At 56.8% G+C, this 17,015-nt stretch carries 10 protein-coding genes; 7 read left to right on the top strand and 3 right to left on the bottom strand.

The window, feature by feature from the left end:
* The first annotated feature begins 121 nt into the window (after positions 1-121).
* Positions 122-3,046: a beta-galactosidase GalA gene (galA, locus tag M504_RS17395; RefSeq protein ID WP_084214495.1), complete on the top strand. Its 2,925-nt coding sequence runs from the start codon at positions 122-124 to the stop codon at positions 3,044-3,046.
* Positions 3,047-3,427: 381 nt separating this feature from the next.
* Entirely contained in the window at positions 3,428-7,012 is a 3,585-nt protein-coding gene (locus M504_RS17390) for a choice-of-anchor D domain-containing protein (protein WP_232296351.1), read from the top strand.
* Positions 7,013-7,111: 99 nt separating this feature from the next.
* Here M504_RS17390 and M504_RS17385 read toward each other — a convergent pair whose 3' ends face one another.
* From M504_RS17385 to M504_RS17375, 3 genes are all read right to left on the bottom strand, one after another.
* A complete protein-coding gene (locus tag M504_RS17385; protein WP_232296346.1) occupies positions 7,112-8,683 on the bottom strand; it encodes a Gfo/Idh/MocA family protein in 1,572 nt (523 codons plus the stop codon).
* Between the two features lie 66 nt (positions 8,684-8,749).
* Positions 8,750-11,239 carry a putative Ig domain-containing protein gene (locus M504_RS17380; protein ID WP_084214492.1) on the bottom strand — a complete coding sequence of 830 codons (2,490 nt, stop codon included), beginning with the start codon at positions 11,237-11,239 and terminating at the stop codon, positions 8,750-8,752.
* Between the two features lie 395 nt (positions 11,240-11,634).
* A complete protein-coding gene (locus M504_RS17375) occupies positions 11,635-13,191 on the bottom strand; it encodes a PQQ-binding-like beta-propeller repeat protein (RefSeq protein ID WP_052200978.1) in 1,557 nt (518 codons plus the stop codon).
* A 117-nt stretch (positions 13,192-13,308) separates the two neighbouring features.
* Between M504_RS17375 and M504_RS17370 the strand changes: the two genes are divergently transcribed.
* From M504_RS17370 to arr, 5 genes are all read left to right on the top strand, one after another.
* Positions 13,309-14,604: a UvrB/UvrC motif-containing protein gene (locus tag M504_RS17370; RefSeq protein WP_232296345.1), complete on the top strand. Its 1,296-nt coding sequence runs from the start codon at positions 13,309-13,311 to the stop codon at positions 14,602-14,604.
* Between the two features lie 204 nt (positions 14,605-14,808).
* On the top strand, positions 14,809-15,270 hold the full coding sequence (locus M504_RS17365) for an FtsX-like permease family protein (RefSeq protein ID WP_198137672.1): 462 nt from the start codon (positions 14,809-14,811) through the stop codon (positions 15,268-15,270).
* A 107-nt stretch (positions 15,271-15,377) separates the two neighbouring features.
* The gene (locus tag M504_RS17360; RefSeq protein ID WP_255347733.1) at positions 15,378-15,728 is read left to right on the top strand and encodes a helix-turn-helix transcriptional regulator; all 351 of its coding nucleotides are present in this window, start codon (positions 15,378-15,380) and stop codon (positions 15,726-15,728) included.
* Positions 15,718-16,206: an SRPBCC domain-containing protein gene (locus M504_RS17355; RefSeq protein ID WP_232296343.1), complete on the top strand. Its 489-nt coding sequence runs from the start codon at positions 15,718-15,720 to the stop codon at positions 16,204-16,206. Before M504_RS17360 ends, M504_RS17355 begins: the two co-directional genes overlap by 11 nt.
* Before the next feature lie 347 nt (positions 16,207-16,553).
* Positions 16,554-16,967: an NAD(+)--rifampin ADP-ribosyltransferase gene (gene arr / locus M504_RS17350; RefSeq protein WP_047496304.1), complete on the top strand. Its 414-nt coding sequence runs from the start codon at positions 16,554-16,556 to the stop codon at positions 16,965-16,967.
* The last annotated feature ends 48 nt before the right edge of the window (positions 16,968-17,015 follow it).

Raw genomic sequence — 17,015 nt, 5'->3', positions numbered from 1 at the left:
CATCGCTTGTTGTGTGGATGATGCAGGCCCGCAATTTTTCGCTGGTTGAGACGATTCAATTAAGGCTAGGATGGTGCGGCCCGGATTCTTGAGTGGGCACTCTTTCTGAATGAGAATGTCTATGGCTTCGTGGTCGCGCAGGGAAGTATTGAAGAGCGGAGTGGCTCTACCCACGTTGGGCTTGCTGCCTGCAGAGTTATTACCGGCGCAGACTTCGGCTTCCCACACCGTACGCGAACGACTTTGTCTGGACGCTGGCTGGCGGTTTCATTTTGGCCATGCGACGGATGCGGCCAAGGATTTTGGTTACAACACAGGCCGCAACGGTTCGTTTCAGAAGACTGGAAACTTCCTGCCCGCCGCGGCGCTCCCCTTTGATGACACTGGCTGGACGGATGTTGATCTGCCGCATGACTGGGTGATTTCGCTGCCATTCAAGAACGATCCATCGCTGAGCAGCAAAGGCTTTTATCCGATTGGTCGCTCGTATCCAGAAAACAGTGTGGGTTGGTATCGACGCGTCTTCACGCTTGCGAAAGACGATGCGGGAAAGCGCATCAGTGTTGAGTTTGATGGTGTGTACCGTGAAGCGCTTGTGGTCTTTAACGGGTACTACATTGGGCGTCATCGCGGCGGTTATGATCCTTTCCGTTATGACGTGACGGACTTCATGAAGCCGGGCGAACCGAATGTGTTGTTGCTGCGTGTGGACGCGACGGAAAGCGATGGATGGTTCTACGAAGGTGCGGGGATTTATCGGCACACGTGGCTGGTGAAGACGGCTCCTGTTCACGTGGCGCAGTGGGGTACGTTTGTTCGCTCGACGGTGGAAGGCAGAAAGGCGAATCTGCAGATCCGCACCGAGGTGGAGAATAACGCCGGTGCTTCAAAGGCTGTGCGCGTGACATCGACCGTGATTGATCCCAGTGGAAAGACTGTGGGGAAAGTTACAACAAAGCCGATGGCAGTTCCTGGAGATGGGACGGGCATATTTGAACAGCAGATGAGTGTGAGTGATGTCGCGCTGTGGTCGCTGGAGGAACGCAATCTGTATCGCCTGGTGACTGAGGTGGATGCAGACGGTGTGGCGATGGATCGATATGAGACGCGCTTTGGTATACGCACTCTGCGCTTCGATGCCAATGACGGATTTTTCCTGAATGGGAAGTCGGTCAAGATCAAGGGCACATGCAATCACCAGGATCATGCAGGTCTTGGCGTGGCACTGCCGGATGCGGCGCAGCGCTTCCGTGTGAAGACATTGCAGGAGGTGGGATGCAATGCGTATCGCAGTGCGCATAATCCACCCACATCGGAGCTGCTGGATGCATGCGACGAGATGGGCATGCTGTTTCTGGATGAAACACGCATGATGTCTTCGAATCCGGAAGGCATTGCGCAGTTTGAAAATCTGATTCGTCGCGATCGCAACCATCCTTCTGTCTTCATGTGGAACATGGGCAATGAAGAGCGCGAGGCGACGACGGAGACGGGGCTGCACATTTTGTCGACGATGAAGCGGTCGGCAATAAAGCTGGATGGATCGCGACCGGTTACAGTGGCGCCGCCACCGCTTGGCATGGGGCTGGGGCAGGGTGGGCTGATGGTGAGCGACGTGATTGGTTACAACTATGCTGACCCGCAGATTGAGGCGTTCCACAAGACGCATCCCACGCTGCCGTGCCTGGGGACAGAGAATGTCAGCGCTGTGGCGACGCGCGGAGCGTACGCCATTGATGAGGCGAGTGGTGCTGTGAGTTCTTATGATCCATACACCACCTCGGGGCGTGCATCGGCTGAAGGATGGTGGCGTTTTGTGAACACGCGGCCGTGGATGAGTGGCGGATTTGTGTGGACGGGATTTGATTATCGCGGTGAGCCTTCACCGTTTCAGTGGCCCAATATCAACTCAGAGTACGGCTTTCTGGATACGTGTGGCTTTCCTAAGGACACGTACTTTTACTACCAGGCATGGTGGACTGCGAAGCCGGTGCTCCACATTTTTCCGCACTGGAACTGGCCGGATTTTGTGGGTAAGGAGATTGCAGTCTGGGCGCACTCCAACATGGACGAGGTGGAACTGTTGCAAGATGGCACGAGTCTTGGGCGACAGCGCGTGCCAAAGGATTCGCACCTGCAATGGATTGTGACTTACAAGCAGGGAACGCTGGAGGCTCGCGGCTTCAAGGCAGGAAAGCAAGTGATGTCGACGAAGCGCGAAACGACGGGTAAAGCAGCGAAGCTGGCGATTCGCGTTGATCGTACTGAGATGGATGCTGATGGTGCGGATCTGGTGTTTGTGGTGGCGGAAGTACACGATGCTGAAGGTCGCGTGCTACCTGTTACGGATAACGAAATCTCTTTCAAGGTGAGTGGGCCAGCACGCGTGAAGGGAACGGGGAATGGCAATCCTGTGTCGCATGAGCCGGACACGGGGAGCAGTCGCAAGGCATTTGCAGGGATGTGTATGGGGATTGTGCAGGCGACTCGAGAGAGTGGCAATGTCACGATCGAGATCACTTCGCCTGGGCTGGAACCGGCTTCAGCGGCTGTAATGTCGCGAGCATCGAAGCCGCGACCGGAAGTGGCTGTTTGGAAGCGCGATGTGCCTGCTGGTGAGGGAGTGACCGGATTGTGGCGGCCTGTGTTGCAGGAAGGTCCTAGCGGACCTGATCCGCTTCAGCTGGCTGTATCTGGCGACACGCTGTATACGTTCATCCAGCGTGCCAGTGTGTTGACGGGCTCTATTGATGCTCCACCGGCGATGTTCGGACCTGCTACTACTGGCGCGGTGCAGGGAACGGTGGAAGGTGGCCGCGTTCACTTCACGTCTGGAAGCACAACGTATGACGGCAGTCTGACGGGAGACCGTATGGAGTTGCACAGGACGATGCCACCGCGTGGAGGACAGCCTGCGCGTGCAGCTGATACTGGTCCGCATCCTGTGATTGGGCCGCCGCCGGATGGTTCCGATCCGTCGTTAGGGCTTGGTCGACGCGGAGCAGGAACTCAGCCTGCGTTGATTTTGCAGAGGGCGAAACGGTAAGAGCGAGTTTTCTTCAGAAGCGAGTGGTGACAATACTGCTGCAGGATGTTCCTTCACTCGCTTGCGCCTGGACGATCGTTTGTCCGCCGTTTCGTTCGAGGTCCCATTTTGAACAACGGTTAGGAACCGATGTTTTGCTTAACGGTTCTTCCGTGGCGCATCTTCACTTTGATATGTATTCTCCCAGAGATGAACGTTGGTACTTGGTACCAGCGATTCAAACTATTGTTCTCTTGCTTCTTCGTTCCAATTTTCTGTTTTGGAGATTCGGTGAAAAGTTTTTCTCTCTTGTGCTCTCGTGTCGTTCGAACTGTCCGGCCAACTCTCAACAAAAAGAATGTAATAACGGCAGCGATGCTTTGCGGCATATCTGTGGGAACGATGGTCCCCTGCGGCCATGCGCAGAGTGCGCACTTTAGCGGATCGCAAGTTACATTGCCGATTACAGGCCTGAACAATCCTCGTCAGGTTGCGGCGGATGCCGGTGGAAATTTGTACATCGCTGATTCGCTGAACAATCGTGTACTCAAGGAAACCCTGTCTAACGGAAGCTATACCGAGACCACAATCGGTACCGGTCTGAATTCTCCGCTAGGTGTTGCGGTAGATGTCAGTGGCAACGTCTATATTGCCGACTCGAACAACGGTCGGTTACTGAAAGAAACGTTATCAGGCAGTGACTACTCGCAGACCACGGTAAGTAGTACGGTCGGTGCAGCGTGGAGTGTTGCTGTTGACGCGAGCGGAAATATCTTTGTTGCAGATTCCAGTGGCAACCGGGTACTCAAGGAAACACCGTCGGGAAGTAGCTACGTTGAGAGCACGATTGGGAGTGGTCTCTCGCTTCCGAGCGCTGTAGCAGTGGATGCAAGTGGCAATGTCTATATCGGTGACCGAGGCAGCAACCAGGTCTTCAAAGAGACGCTGACCAGTGGAAGCTACGTTCAAAGCACAGTTGTCAGCGGTCTGAGCTATATCAGCAGCGTTGCTGTGGATAGCAACTCAAATGTCTTTGTTGCGATCTACGGCATCCCAGGCGATCCAGAAGGCAGCCAGATTTTGAAAGAGACGCCATCGGGGAACAGCTATACCCAGAGCCTGGTAGGGAGCACTGCCTACTACAACGTCATCCCGATCTTTATTTCACTGGATGCTAATGGCGATGTCCTTATCACCAATTTCGCCAGCATTGCTAAAGTGAGTCCGTCGGCTGGAGACTTTGGTGCCATAAACGTTGGCAGTTCCAGCTCGCCGGTATCGTTAATCTTTACGTTCGACTCGGCGGGTACGATTGCCAGGCCTTCGGTGCTGACTCAGGGGACAGAAGGTCTCGACTTTACGGATGCGGGAACTGGAAGCTGCACGAGGTATGGGACGAGCTTTCCATATACCGCAGGGGTAAGTTGCACGGTTGATGTGCTTTTGAATCCGAAGTTTCCTGGCTCCCGTTATGGTGCTGTGGTTCTTCGATCGACTTCAGGAAATTTGATTGCTACCGGTTATGCCCACGGTTCCGGATTGGGACCTCAGATCAACTTTCCTGCAGGGAATCTAAGCAAGCTCTCCTTTAGCAATGTGACGAACCCGTACGCAGTTACGTCAGACCCTGCTGGGAATCTTTATATTGCCCAGGCTCTAAATGACAGTAATCCGCAAAACGCCGTCATCAAGCAGACCTGGACAGGGAGCGGCTATACGCAGAGTGTTGTAGCTACAAACCTGAGATATCCAGTTGGGGTGGCGGTGGATGGAGCTGGAAATGTCTATGTTGCCGACCAAAATGTTTTGAAGGTGTTCAAATATACGCCCCTGATCGGAGGAGGCTACGCGCAAAGTGCTGTATTCAGCAGCAGCCTTGGTTTCGTAGAGGCCGTGACTGTCGACGGTAGCGGCAATGTGTATATCGGAAACCTGTCTTACTCCGTACTTAAGGAAACGTTGACCAATGGCACTTATGTCCCGAGCCAGATCACAGGCTCTGTCCACCCGCGGGGAGTTGCAGTGGACGAGAAGGGTAATGTGTATGTGACTGATGCCGAACATGTGGTTATGAAGCAGACCTTATCCAATGGTGGCTATACCGAGAGCACAATAGCCAGTGACTTAAATTCCCCCCATGGGGTAGCTGTTGATGGAAACGGCAACGTCTACATTGCAGAGACTTCCGGTGGACGGGTGGTCAAATATACGCTTGCGGCGGGATCGTATTCACGGAGCACGATCGCTAGCAACCTCCCTGATGTTCTTGGAGTGGCAGTCGATGGGAACGGCAACGTCTTTGCATCCAGCGCTAGCGTCGCGGGCAACAGCGTATGGAAGGTGAATCTTTCCGACGCGCCGAATCTGACTTTTGCAACAACTACTTTGGGTTCGACAAGCAGTGCACAGGCCGTGACGGTTCAGAACGTTGGCAACGCTGCCTTGAGTTTTCCGATTCCGGCTTCTGGAAATAATCCAAGCATCGCGACGAACTTCAGCTTGAACAGTACGGGAACGACCGCATGTCCTGTTGTGGGGTCGGGTTCCTCGAATGCGGGAACACTGGCAGCGGGTGCTTCCTGCCAGCTTTCGGTCAGCTTTGCGCCTACTGCTGCAGGCAACATCACGGGATCGCTGGTGTTAACGGATAACAACCTAAATGCAGTGGCTCCAGGCTATGTAACTCAGAGCATCGCGTTGAGTGGTACTGCACTTGAGTTGCCGATATTAACGTTTGCGTCCATCCCTGCGCAGACGTACGGCAATGTACCTTTCACTGTAAGCGCGACATCCACCTCGACGGGCGCCATTACCTATTCGGTTGTCAGTGGTCGTGCCAGCATCTCCGGGACAACGGTCACGCTGACGGGAGCAGGCACGGTTGTGCTGAGTGCAAGCCAGGCAGCGAGCGGAAGCTATGGCGCGGCAACTGTGACGACCAGCTTCACTGTTGTGCCAATGGTGCCTATGTTAACCTTTGCGACCATCCCTTCACAGACGTATGGCAACGCGCCTTTCACTGTAAGTGCAACATCTGCTTCAAACGGAGCTATTACCTACTCTGTTGTGAGTGGCCCTGCAAGTATCTCCGGTGCGACCGTCACATTGACTGGCGCAGGTACGGTTGTGATAAGTGCAAGCCAGGCGGCGAGCGGAAACTATGGCTCGGCGACTGGGACAACCAGCTTCGTTGTTATGCCGATGGTGCTTACGTTAACCTTTGCGGCCATTCCTTCGCAGACGTATGGCAACGCACCTTTCACAGTGAGCGCAACGTCAGCCTCAGCTGGGGCTGTTACCTACTCTGTTGTGAGTGGTCCTGCAAAGATCTCTGGTGCGACGGTCACCTTGACCGGAGCGGGCACCGTGGCGCTGAGTGCAAGCCAGGCCGCCAGCGGAAATTATGCGGCTGCAACGGCTACTACGAGTTTCAACGTAGCGGCACAGAGCTTTACCCTTTCTGCCGGATCGGGGTCCACTAGCGCTACAACCACTGCAGGTGGAACAGCAACCTATACCCTCTCATTGTCGCCAGGAGCCGTGACGACTTTCCCGAATGCGGTGAATCTTTCGGTAAGTGGTATTCCTACAGGAGCGACTGCGACGTTTTCTCCGACGACGCTTCCGGCCGGTAGCGGGCTGACATCGGTTACCTTGACGATTCAGACCAGCAAAACCCAGACGGCGCGCAATGAAAGCTCTTTCCCGATGAGCCCTATTGCGCCTGTTGCATTGGGATTGTTGTTACTGCCGATAGTCGGAACCAAGTCCGCTCGTAGGCGCTTGCAAAATGGTCAGCGTTTGTTGGCGATGCTGGCCCTGGTATCGCTATCTTTGGGGGCAGCTATGGGCTTGAGTGGTTGCGCTGGTAACGGTTCAGGCTCCTCGGGCCAAACTACTCCCAAAACCTACACCATGGTTGTGACAGCTACAGATGCGACAACAGGCGCTCAGGGTACGACCAACTTGACATTGACCGTGCAGTAGAACCGCGTGGTTTTTGACTTAACGGTTGTACCGATAAAAGCGAATGGCGGAAGTAACTTAGTTACTTCCGCCATTCGTCTATTTGTTTGTGTTGACCGATTAGGAGAGAGCCCAGCCGGTGCGATCCTGGCGTTTGATGTACGGGGCTGCTTGTGGGCAGTTTTTTGCTTCCATCTTGTGGGCGTCCCACTCGATTTTTTGGCCGGCGCGTAGGGAGACGCAGCCGAGGAGCATGATCTCCACGAGGCGTCCTGCTACGTCGAAGCGCGAGTAGCAGTCTTCGGGCTTGTTTGCCTTGATGGCGGTGAGCCATTCGGCGGCGTGGGCCTGGACGAGGTTGGCGGAACCCTTTGCATCGATTGTTACGTGTGAGTTGCGCGGGATACGCTCCGGATACTTCGCCATGGCGGGATGCTTAAGGTAGTTAACGAATTCTTTCTCGCCCTTGAGCTTGATGAAGAAGTTCGTGCCGTAGTCGTCTGGCGAGAAGATCATGCCGCCTTCACCGACGAAGAGACAGCCGCTGTCAGGCAGCTTGCCCTGCAGAGTGACGATGTCTGCGGTGAGTTCGGCTGGTGGCTTGTTGGTGAGGTCGTGACCACCACGGAGGTTCTCGTTCGGCTGACCACCGTCGTACCAGAAGAGTGTGGTGGCGTCGTATTCGATCTTGCGAGTGCGATGGAAGAAGCTGGGGTGTTCCAGCGGCACGTGTGCTGTACGCTTCGGGAATTCAAAGCGGATCTTGGTGCCGACGGGGTAGGACTCTTTGTTCATGGTGCCGAAGGGGACGGCTTCGATTTCCGTTGGGGCATCGAATCCGAGCGAGCGGAATGGCATGTTGACGGTGTGGCAAGCCATGTCGCCGAGTGCGCCGGTGCCGAAGTCCTGCCAGCCACGCCAGTTGAACTGGGTGTAGACACCGTTCTTGTCCTTGGGATTGCGGTTGCCGACATAGGGACGTACAGGCGCCGGGCCAAGCCAGACGTCCCAATCGAGCGTCGAGGGGACGGGGTCTTGTCCGACGGGGCGGTCCATTGCCTGCGGCCAGACGGGGCGGTTGGTCCAGACGTGTACCTGATGCACCTGGCCGATGATGCCGTCCTGAATGACTTCCACGCCGCGGCGCAGGCCGGGTGAGGCAGAGCCCTGATTGCCCATCTGCGTGACGAGCTTCTTGTCGTGCGCCATGTTGCGGAGATAGCGTGCTTCGTAGATGGTCTGGGTGAGCGGCTTCTGGCAGAAGATGGCCTTCCTGCGCTTCATGGCTGCGGAGGCAATGATGGCGTGCATGTGATCCGGCGTGGAGACGGTCACGGCGTCGATGCGGTCGCCCATCTGGTCGAGCATCTGACGGTAGTCCTTGTAGAACTTCGCGTCAGGATACTTCTTGGTTTGAATCTGATAGGCATCGGTGCCGGCGTCGACGTCGCAGAGCGCAACGATGTTTTCCGCGGCGCAGGCGTCTGTGTCGCTGCGGCCTTTGCCGCCGATGCCGATGCAGGCGATGTTCAGCTTGCTGTTGAGATGTTGTGCGCGCACGATGGCGGGCGCCCCGATAGCGAGTGCACCTGCGGCCAGAGCGCTGGTTTTAAGGAAGTCACGGCGATCGACACGCGCGGGGGCAGCGGTCTCAATTTTCAGAGAGGGCAGATTTTCAGTTGGTTTGGACACGCGCACAGGATACACACGGCACATTACAGATGCCAGTGCGCTGTCATTACAGGTGTGACGATTGGATTAGTTGGCGGAAGATGACTCGTCCGCGACGATAACGACCGCGGTGAGAGGCGCTACGCTGATGGCGCTGGCGGCGTTGTTATCGAGTGACTTACTGGTGAGTTTCGCGGTAGATGGGGTTGTAAGGGAGCCGTATTCGTAACGCGTGATGTTGGTGAGCGGGCCTTTGCCCTGGACGTTGACGTATGCCGTGTCGGTGGTGCTGCGGTTGATGAGCATCACCGATAGCTTGCCGCTTTTTTGCTTTGCGGCGTGGACGAGAAGGTTGTTGGTGGCGCTGGTGGTCATGACGAGTTGATCGCCTGCGCTGGCGAGGATGGTGGCGAGTTGGAAGCCGTAGAAGGCCGGGCCGGGGACTTCCGTTTCGCTGAGGAAGGTGCCTGCGCCGCCGTGCAGTTCGAGCCATTCGGCGTTGTCGATGCCGGATTCAAATGATGTGATCAGATCGTGTGCTGCGAAGAGTGCTGTGGCGACGTCGGGTGTGGTGGTGGCGAGTGTGCCGTTGGGGTTGGTCTCCGTCATGAAGATGGGCATGGGAGTGCGTGAGGTGGTGCAGAGGTTGTTGGTCTGCGATTGAATTCCTTGCACGATGCCAGGGAAATCCTTTTGCGGATTGCTGAGGAGTTCGTCGGTGGTGACGGCGTTATAGGTGCCGGGGTAGTAGTGCAGGATAGTGAAGTCGAAGGTGGCGTGGCTGCAGGCGGCGGTGAGGACGTCGCTTGTCCATGTGGATGGGATGGGGTCGATGTCGGAACCGACGACGATGCCGACCTGAATGGTGGGATCGACGGCGCGCATGGCGTTTGCGTATGCCGCGGCTCCGGTGCCGTATGCGGTGGGTGACAGCGTGCCGATGCCTTGTCGGCTGTCGGGGTCGTTTGAGTATCCGTTGGAATACAGGAACGGCGCGTGCAGATCAGTTTCGGTCAGGATGCTGTTGTAGCCGTTGTAGTAGATTTCGTTGCCGATCTCCCAGTAATGGACGCCGATGGGTGTAGTCATGCCGAGGCGTAGGAAGTTTAAGCCGTCATCCTGTGCGAGTGGTTGGCTGGCGCGCAGCGATGCCCAGTAGCCAACGGTCTTCCAGTCGTATCCGGTTGCGTCGGTGCCGATGGTTTGGGTGTTGCTGGGTGCTCCGTTTGCGTAGGCGACCCATGCGGCGGCTTCCTGCGGTTGGCCACCGGTGTTGGGTGCGGAGCAGTCGTTGTCGCCACTCCAGCTGGTGGAGATTGTGCCGGAGGCATCGGCTACGCTGGTGCCGTAATTCACGGTGACGATGCCCGTGGCGCCGCTGGCCTGTAGGAGTTTCGCGAAGTTTCCGAAGTCAGAGTTGGCGGCGAGGTAGCCGTTCCAGATGTTGGCGCAGGCTCCGGTGTCGTTAGGCGAGAAGTTTGGCGTGAGGGTGTGCTGCGCCCAGTGATAACGGTCGGAATACGAGCCACCGGGGAAGCGCAGGACCTTTGCGCCTGCTGTTATCAGGAGCGGAGCTGTGCCGGTGATGTCGCCGATGGAGTGATCGTAGACCGAGGTGTGGATGCCGTAGGCTTCGGCTGAAACTGTGCGCAGCGGGATGTCGGAGTTCACGTGGACGCTGGTGGTCGACACCAGGAACGAGACGGGGATGGTGATGGTCTTGCTTGGGATGGTGCTGTCGGTAACGGACACTACGACGTTGTAAGTGCCGGGTTGTGTGACTTGTCCCTGCAGGGTGCCGGTGGAGGAGAGTGTGATGCCGGTTGGCAGTGTGCCGCTAGTGACGGAGAAGGTGTATGGCGCGGTGCCGCCTTGCACAGCCAGCGGTTGCAGGATGTTTTGATTGATGGGGACGATGAGTGGGGCAACCGTTGCAGCAACCAGCGGTGGTGATGTGACGAGAATGTCTACTGTGCCGGTTCCGGTTTGGCCCACGGCGTCTGTCCAGCGGATGGTTGCGCTGAAGGGAGCTGCCACGCTGGCTGTGCCGGAGACGCTGCCATCTGCGTTCAGTGCGACTCCGCTGGGGAGAGTGCCGCTGAGAATTGTCGATGCGTACGGTGGCGTTCCTCCGCTTAAGAGGCGCGAGGTGAAGGATGCTCCGCGTGCGATCTGGATGGATACCGAGGGTGCCACCTGCAGTCGTGTGGACGAGGTGAGGGAGAAGGATTGCGTTGCTGTCTTCGCTGGAGTTTCGGAATCAGTGAGTGTGACCTGGAATGCGTAGACGCCTGTGGTGGTTGCGGTACCAACGAGGGCACCACCGGAGCTGAGGGATAGGCCCGTGGGTAGGCTGCCGTTGGTGACGGCGTAAGTGTATGGCGATGTGCCGTAGCGTGCGAGCAGGCTTGTGCTGTAAGTGATTCCTGCGATGGCGAGCGGTAGCGTGAGCGGCAATAGTTCCGGCGCAGGGATTTGCTGCGGGGAATCTGGGGTCTTTGTCTCTTGTTGGCCGCAACCGGAGAGGAGCAGCAGGGAGCAAAGGAAAAGTCGGGGGATGGTGCGTGTTTGCATCATGCAGCGCTTGGTTGAGGATAGCAGCGCGTGTTTTGTGGTGCTGCGGGCATTCCCTCAGCGGCTAAAGCCGCATTTTGCTATGGCCGGTTTACGGCAGGGCTGAAGCCCTGCCCTTCCGAGAGAAGACGCACTTCGTGCGTTGGAGCTTCGCTTCAGCGAAGCTGGTTTGTATTTGAGGCTGTGAGGTTGAGTTTTAGGCTTCCCGGGGAATCGTAGTGCGGGGAGGGAAAGCAGGTCCTTCAGCTCCGCTTCGCTTCGTTCAGGATGACGGCCTTTGGCCGTATGAGCTTCGCTGGACGCACTTCGTGGGTTGGATCGCGCTAAAAGCGCGATGCCCAGGTGAGCTTCGCGCACCTGGGGCACCCACTTCTTCTTCTTACACTTCTTGTTGATGTCTATTTCAGGCCGTAGATGACGATGGATGCTGAGCCGGAGGCCATGGGCCAGGTGTTGGACTTCATGCCGGAGGTTACGGCGATGCGTTGTTTGCCTGCGATGGCGTAGCTGATGACACCGCCGCCGATGGCTCCTCCTGTGGCGGTCTTCCATGCGATGTCGCCTGTCTTTGCGTTGAAGGCGTAGAGGTTGCCGCCGAGGTCGCCTGCGAAGAGGAGATTGCCTGCGGTAGGTGTTATGCCGCCTACGACGGGTGCAGGTGTGCGGAAGCTCCATGCTTCTTTACCCGTTGCCGGGTTGAATGCTTTGACCCAGCCGGTGGCTTGTGTGGGTGAGTCGAAGGTGATCTTTGGTTTCGGTGTGTTGGTGCTGGTGAGTGTGGCGCACCAGTCTACGGCTCCGTTGTAGATGAGCTTGGTTGCGGGCGAGTAAGCGGGGTTGCTCCACTCGTTGCCGCCGAGTGTGCCGGGGCAGACGTGCGGCCCGGTGGCGGTGAGCGGTGCGGTTTCATTGCTTACTGTTGTGGCGTTGGCTGTCCATGCGGATTTGCCGGTCTTGATGTCGCCTGCGTAGATGCGGCCGTCCTTGGTGGCGGAGGCGAGCATGGCTTTGCCGTTGATGGAGTAGAGCAGCGGAGCGGCGGAGACTTCCCAGTCGTGGAAGTCGTGCTTCACGGGCAGGTAGGTTTGTTTGACGGCGCCAGTCTTCGCGTCGAGCGCTACGGAGAAGGCAGCGTCTTCGGTGCTGATGGGGTCGCCGCCGGGAACGTAGAGCGTGCCGGTGGCTTCATCAAATGTGAAGGCGGTCCAGGGTGTGCCGCCTTCGTCAGCGGTGCCCTTTACTTTGGGTGCGGGGGCTGCGGGGCCGCGTGACTTATCGTCTGCGGAGCGCGGCACCATGTACTGCTCCCATACGATCTTGCCGGTGGCGGCGTCGATGCCGTACATACGGCCCTTGGTGGGCATGCGGCTGCTGCCTGCGTTGCCGGTGAAGACCATGCCCTTCCATGCGAGGACGGCGGCGGAGGTGGTTTCAAGATGCTTGGGGTCGCCGAGGGAGATGTCCCATAGTTTCTTGCCGGATGCGGCGTCATAAGCGAGCAGGCGTGCGTCCTGTGTGCCGCGGAAGACACGGCCATCGGCGAAGGCAACGCCACGGTTGGTGTCGTTGGGGATGGCCATTGTGTAGTCGTCATGCGCGCGCCATTTTTCAGCGCAGGTGTTGGCATCGATGGCGATGGTGTCGTGCGCGGTGGTGATGTACATGGTGCCGTTCACCACGACGGGGCCGGTCTGGAAGCTGCTCTGCAGTTTGAGGTCGTAGCGGCAGAGCTCTTTCAGACTGGTTGCGTTTGCCGGTGTGATCTCAGTCTGCGGGGCGAAGCGCTGGCCGTTGAGCGTGCGGTTGTAGCTGGGCCAGTCCGATGCGTTTTGTGCGTGGGCGGCGAAGGGCAGAAGGACGAGGCTGGCTGCGATGATGTGACGCATGATTGTGCTTGCTCCCAGGTGCATGGCGAGTGTCACGGCTGCGTTCACGACGCGGTCTGTGCGTGCCATGCGGACACGAGGATTGTAGTGCTTCGCACCGTTCTCGACGCTACGCGTGGTACTTCGTACGGTTCTCGACGCTTCGCATGTTCGCACATTGGCGCCAGCTAGAATCGGTGAGTGGCAGTGGAACCCATCTTCGAGCATGAGATTGCGTTTGATCCGGCGCAGGCGGCGGATGCGTTGCGGCAGTTGCCTGCGGGGCCTGCTGTGGTGGGACTGTTCGGGCATAGTGCTACGGATCGCCCGCATTTGATGAAGAGTGCGAATGTGCGCCGGCGGTTGCAGCGTTTGCTGGAGCCTGCGGAGGGGCAGACGAAACGGCTGAATCTGCGCGATCGCATTGCGCGGATTGCATGGCGTGAGGCGGGCAGCGAGTTTGAGTCGTTGCTGTTGCTGTATCGCGCGATGCACCTGGCGTTTGGTGCGGATGAGGCGCGGAAGCGGATGCGGTTGTCGCCTCCGTTCACGATTCGGTTTGCAGCCGAGAATGCTTATCCGCGGATTTATGTGACGAACCATTTGCGTCGGCGGTCGTTGACGACGACGTTTGGGCCGTTTGCTTCTCGCACTGCTGCGGAGCGGTATTGCGAGGCGGTTGAGGAGTTGTTTTTGATTCGTCGTTGCTACATGGAGCTGCATCCTTCGGTGGATGATCCAGGTTGCATTTATGGCGAGATGAAGAAGTGTATGGCTCCGTGCCAGAAGCGATGCAGCGATGAGGAGTACAGCGCGGAATGCACGGCTATGTTGAGTTTTTTACAGACGCATGGTGGCTCTCGCATTGCGGCTCTTGAGTCGGAGCGCGATGAGGCTTCTGCCGCGATGGAGTTTGAGCAGGCAGCGGCGGTGCATGGACGCATTGCGAAGGTGAAGGCCGCAGCTGCGTTTGCGGATGAGTTGGTGCAGCCGTTGAGTGAGTTGAAGACAGTGTTGGTGATGCCTTGTCCTTCGCGTGCGGAGGATGATGCGCCGCATGTGGCGGTGTGGAGTTTTGCGGATGGATGTTTCCGCGGGCCGGAGCGGGTGTCGTTGCTTGGGGTGCGGTTGGCGAAGGAGCAGGCGGAGGTTGGGTCCAGCTTGTTTGCGCAGCCGATGATGTTGGCGGCGACTCCGCTTGAGGGGGGTGCTGCTTCTGGTGGTTCGTCTTCTGGTTCAGCAGAGGAGCGAATGCTTGCTGCTGTTGCGCATTTGTTTGATGGTGCTGCGGGTGCGCGCGACATGGTGGAGCTTGGGGATCAGTTGTCGCTGTTGAAGCGTTGGTATTACCGACCGGAGAAGCAGCGGGTGGGCGCGATCTTCTTTATGGCTCGTGGTGAGTGGCCTGTGCGGAGGATGGTGCGGGCTGCGGCGAAGCTGGTGTCGGGGCCTCCCTCAGCGGTTGAAACTGTTTCTGCTGCAGTGGAGGAACGTCAAGGCTAAAGCCCTGTCCATGAACGAAGACACACTTTGCGCGTATGAGCTTCGCGCTGTGAAGTTAGCCACGTTTCAAACTTGAGATGAGTTGAATCCCAGTGTTGATATGCTACGAGTCAAATGATCTCCGTTCATCCTGTGGTGACGGAACACCTCCGTCATAACACTCAGCAAGCCGCGTTGAACTCGCTAGGAATAGCGCTGGCAGTCATGATGATGCTGACTTTAGCTGGAGCGTCGCTTGATCCAGCGAGTCATCCTAATAGGCTGATCGTTGCGGTGCGGTTCATGGTTGTTGCTGTAGCTTGGGTTGCAACGGGATCGACCTTTCTTTTCATGGCGATTAACAGATTCTCCCAGGTGAGAGAACGCACGCGACAATTTGCGATTCTCCGAGTTTTGGGTGGATCACTGTTCTTCATCCTCACGCTCCTTCTTCAAGAGACACTCCTCGTAGCTCTGCCGGGAACGATTGCTGGAATCGTACTTGCCTATTTTCATGAATGGCTGATTTCAACTGTTCTTGGTGGCTTGTTTGTGTTGCGGACTCCCTACAGTTTTTGGCTGCCTGCCGGAATGATTGCTGCTTCAGTATTCTTCTTGGCTAGTTCTTGTTCCGCATGGCGAGCCACAAAACTCGAGGTGCTGGACGCATTGGCATACGAAGACTGATTCGGAAACTCCACGCCGTCAGCTTTACGGGCGTTCCCATATTTCGTCCTGCATGTGTGCCTAAGTTTTCGCCTTGACATCTGGCAACAATCCACTACCATTTGGTTGTGAATCGATTGGACACTACATTTGCGGCTTTATCGGATCCGACTCGGCGAGCCATGGTTGAGCGGCTTGCGCGAGGGCCGGATTCGGTACATGGGTTGACTGAGCGATTTGATGTGTCGCAGCAGATGATTTCGAAACACATTGCCGTTCTTGTGCGTGCACGGATTGTCGTGAAGACGAAGCGTGGGCGTGAGAGTGTGTGCTCGCTTCGGCCAGAGGCCATTAAGACGGTTAGTGACTGGGCTTCTAACTATCGTCGGCTTTGGGAAGAGCGTTTGGACAGGCTGGATGCGGTTGTAACTCAACTGAAGAAAGAGGAGATCAGAAATGAGAAACAGCATGGCAAATGAAACAGAGCGGATGACCATCACGCGCGTGTTCGATGCTCCGCGCGAGTTGGTTTGGAAGGCTTGGACAGACCCGAAGTATGTTGTGCAGTGGTGGGGGCCGAAGGGATTTACGACCACTGCATGCAAGATTGATTTTCGCGTGGGAGGGAAGGCGCTCTTCTGCACGAAGTCGCCGGAAGGGCAAGAGTTCTGGAACGGGATTGAGTACCTGGAGATTGTGCTGTACGAGAAGATCGTCTCGCTCATGTACTTTGCCGATGCGGACGGGAACAAGATTGATCCCGCGCAATTGGGAATAGAGCATGAGGCTATTGAGGGGGCTTACGACACGACTCTGTTTGAGGATCTTGGAGACGGCACGACAAAGCTCACCTTTATTGGCAATGAGCCTATGAAGGACGCGGCAGAGAGCGGTCAGCTTGAGGGCTGGATGGAGACTCTCGATAAACTTGCTGACGTTGTCGCGGAGTTGGTTTAAGGCGAACTAAGAAGCCGACGATTGATGATTGTTGTGTGCGAGATGCAGTCAGGTGTGGCGAGAGGGTTTCTCGTCCCTTGGCTGTATCGTCGTTTTTGGATCGTCGACTTACGGGTGTTCATTTGAATGTAAGTGGGAGGTTTGTATCTGAAGTGGGTGGCGGAGAGATATCCTCACTGGCCCATCTTTAGTTTACAAGAGGCGGGTGGGCTTGCCGCAAGGTCCGGGTGTTGGTTCATGATCGTCATTCGGCGCGGAAGATTGCGCCGCAGAAAATGATTCGTCTGGACCTGACGCTGGCTTGATCTGGTTCGACGTTTCGTCACTTCAAAGGAGCGATCGAACTTATGTCGGAAGTGGATAGCAGGTTTCGTCGGCAATACTTTCATGGCACTCGCGCTGATCTTCAGCACGGCGATCTGATCACAACTGGCTACGCGTCCAACTTCGGTGAAGGCAAAGTTCTGTCGTGGGTGTATTGCACGGGGACGCTGGATGCCGCGATATGGGGTGCGGAATTATCTGTTGGTGATGGGGCGGAGAGGATTTACGTTGTGGAACCGACCGGGGATATCGTGGATGATCCGAATTTGACGGACAAGAAGTTTCCCGGAAATCCGACTTTGTCTTATCGATCGCGTGAGCCGTTTCGCGTAGTGGCGGAAGTTACGAAGTGGCAGGGACATTCGCAAGAGCAGATTCAAACGATGAAGGGTGGTCTTGATCGTCTAAAGGCGGAACGCGCTGAGATTATCGATTGAGCTTCACGGTCGAAGCTGGTAGCTCCAGTTAGTTCGTTATGAAACTTG

Source organism: Terriglobus sp. TAA 43, assembly GCF_000800015.1.
In the GTDB taxonomy this organism is placed as follows: domain Bacteria; phylum Acidobacteriota; class Terriglobia; order Terriglobales; family Acidobacteriaceae; genus Terriglobus.
Note: the sequence above shows the minus strand (reverse complement) of the source record. Positions and strands in the feature narration are given on the sequence as shown.

Bases quoted from the DNA above. Each gene is read 5' to 3' on its own strand.
- galA (WP_084214495.1), top strand. From the start codon at position 122: ATGGCTTCGTGGTCGCGCAGGGAAGTATTGAAGAGCGGAGTGGCTCTA.
- M504_RS17390 (WP_232296351.1), top strand. From the start codon at position 3,428: ATGGTCCCCTGCGGCCATGCGCAGAGTGCGCACTTTAGCGGATCGCAA.
- M504_RS17380 (WP_084214492.1), bottom strand. From the start codon at position 11,239: ATGATGCAAACACGCACCATCCCCCGACTTTTCCTTTGCTCCCTGCTG.
- M504_RS17375 (WP_052200978.1), bottom strand. From the start codon at position 13,191: ATGGCACGCACAGACCGCGTCGTGAACGCAGCCGTGACACTCGCCATG.
- M504_RS17365 (WP_198137672.1), top strand. From the start codon at position 14,809: ATGATGATGCTGACTTTAGCTGGAGCGTCGCTTGATCCAGCGAGTCAT.
- M504_RS17355 (WP_232296343.1), top strand. From the start codon at position 15,718: ATGGCAAATGAAACAGAGCGGATGACCATCACGCGCGTGTTCGATGCT.
- arr (WP_047496304.1), top strand. From the start codon at position 16,554: ATGTCGGAAGTGGATAGCAGGTTTCGTCGGCAATACTTTCATGGCACT.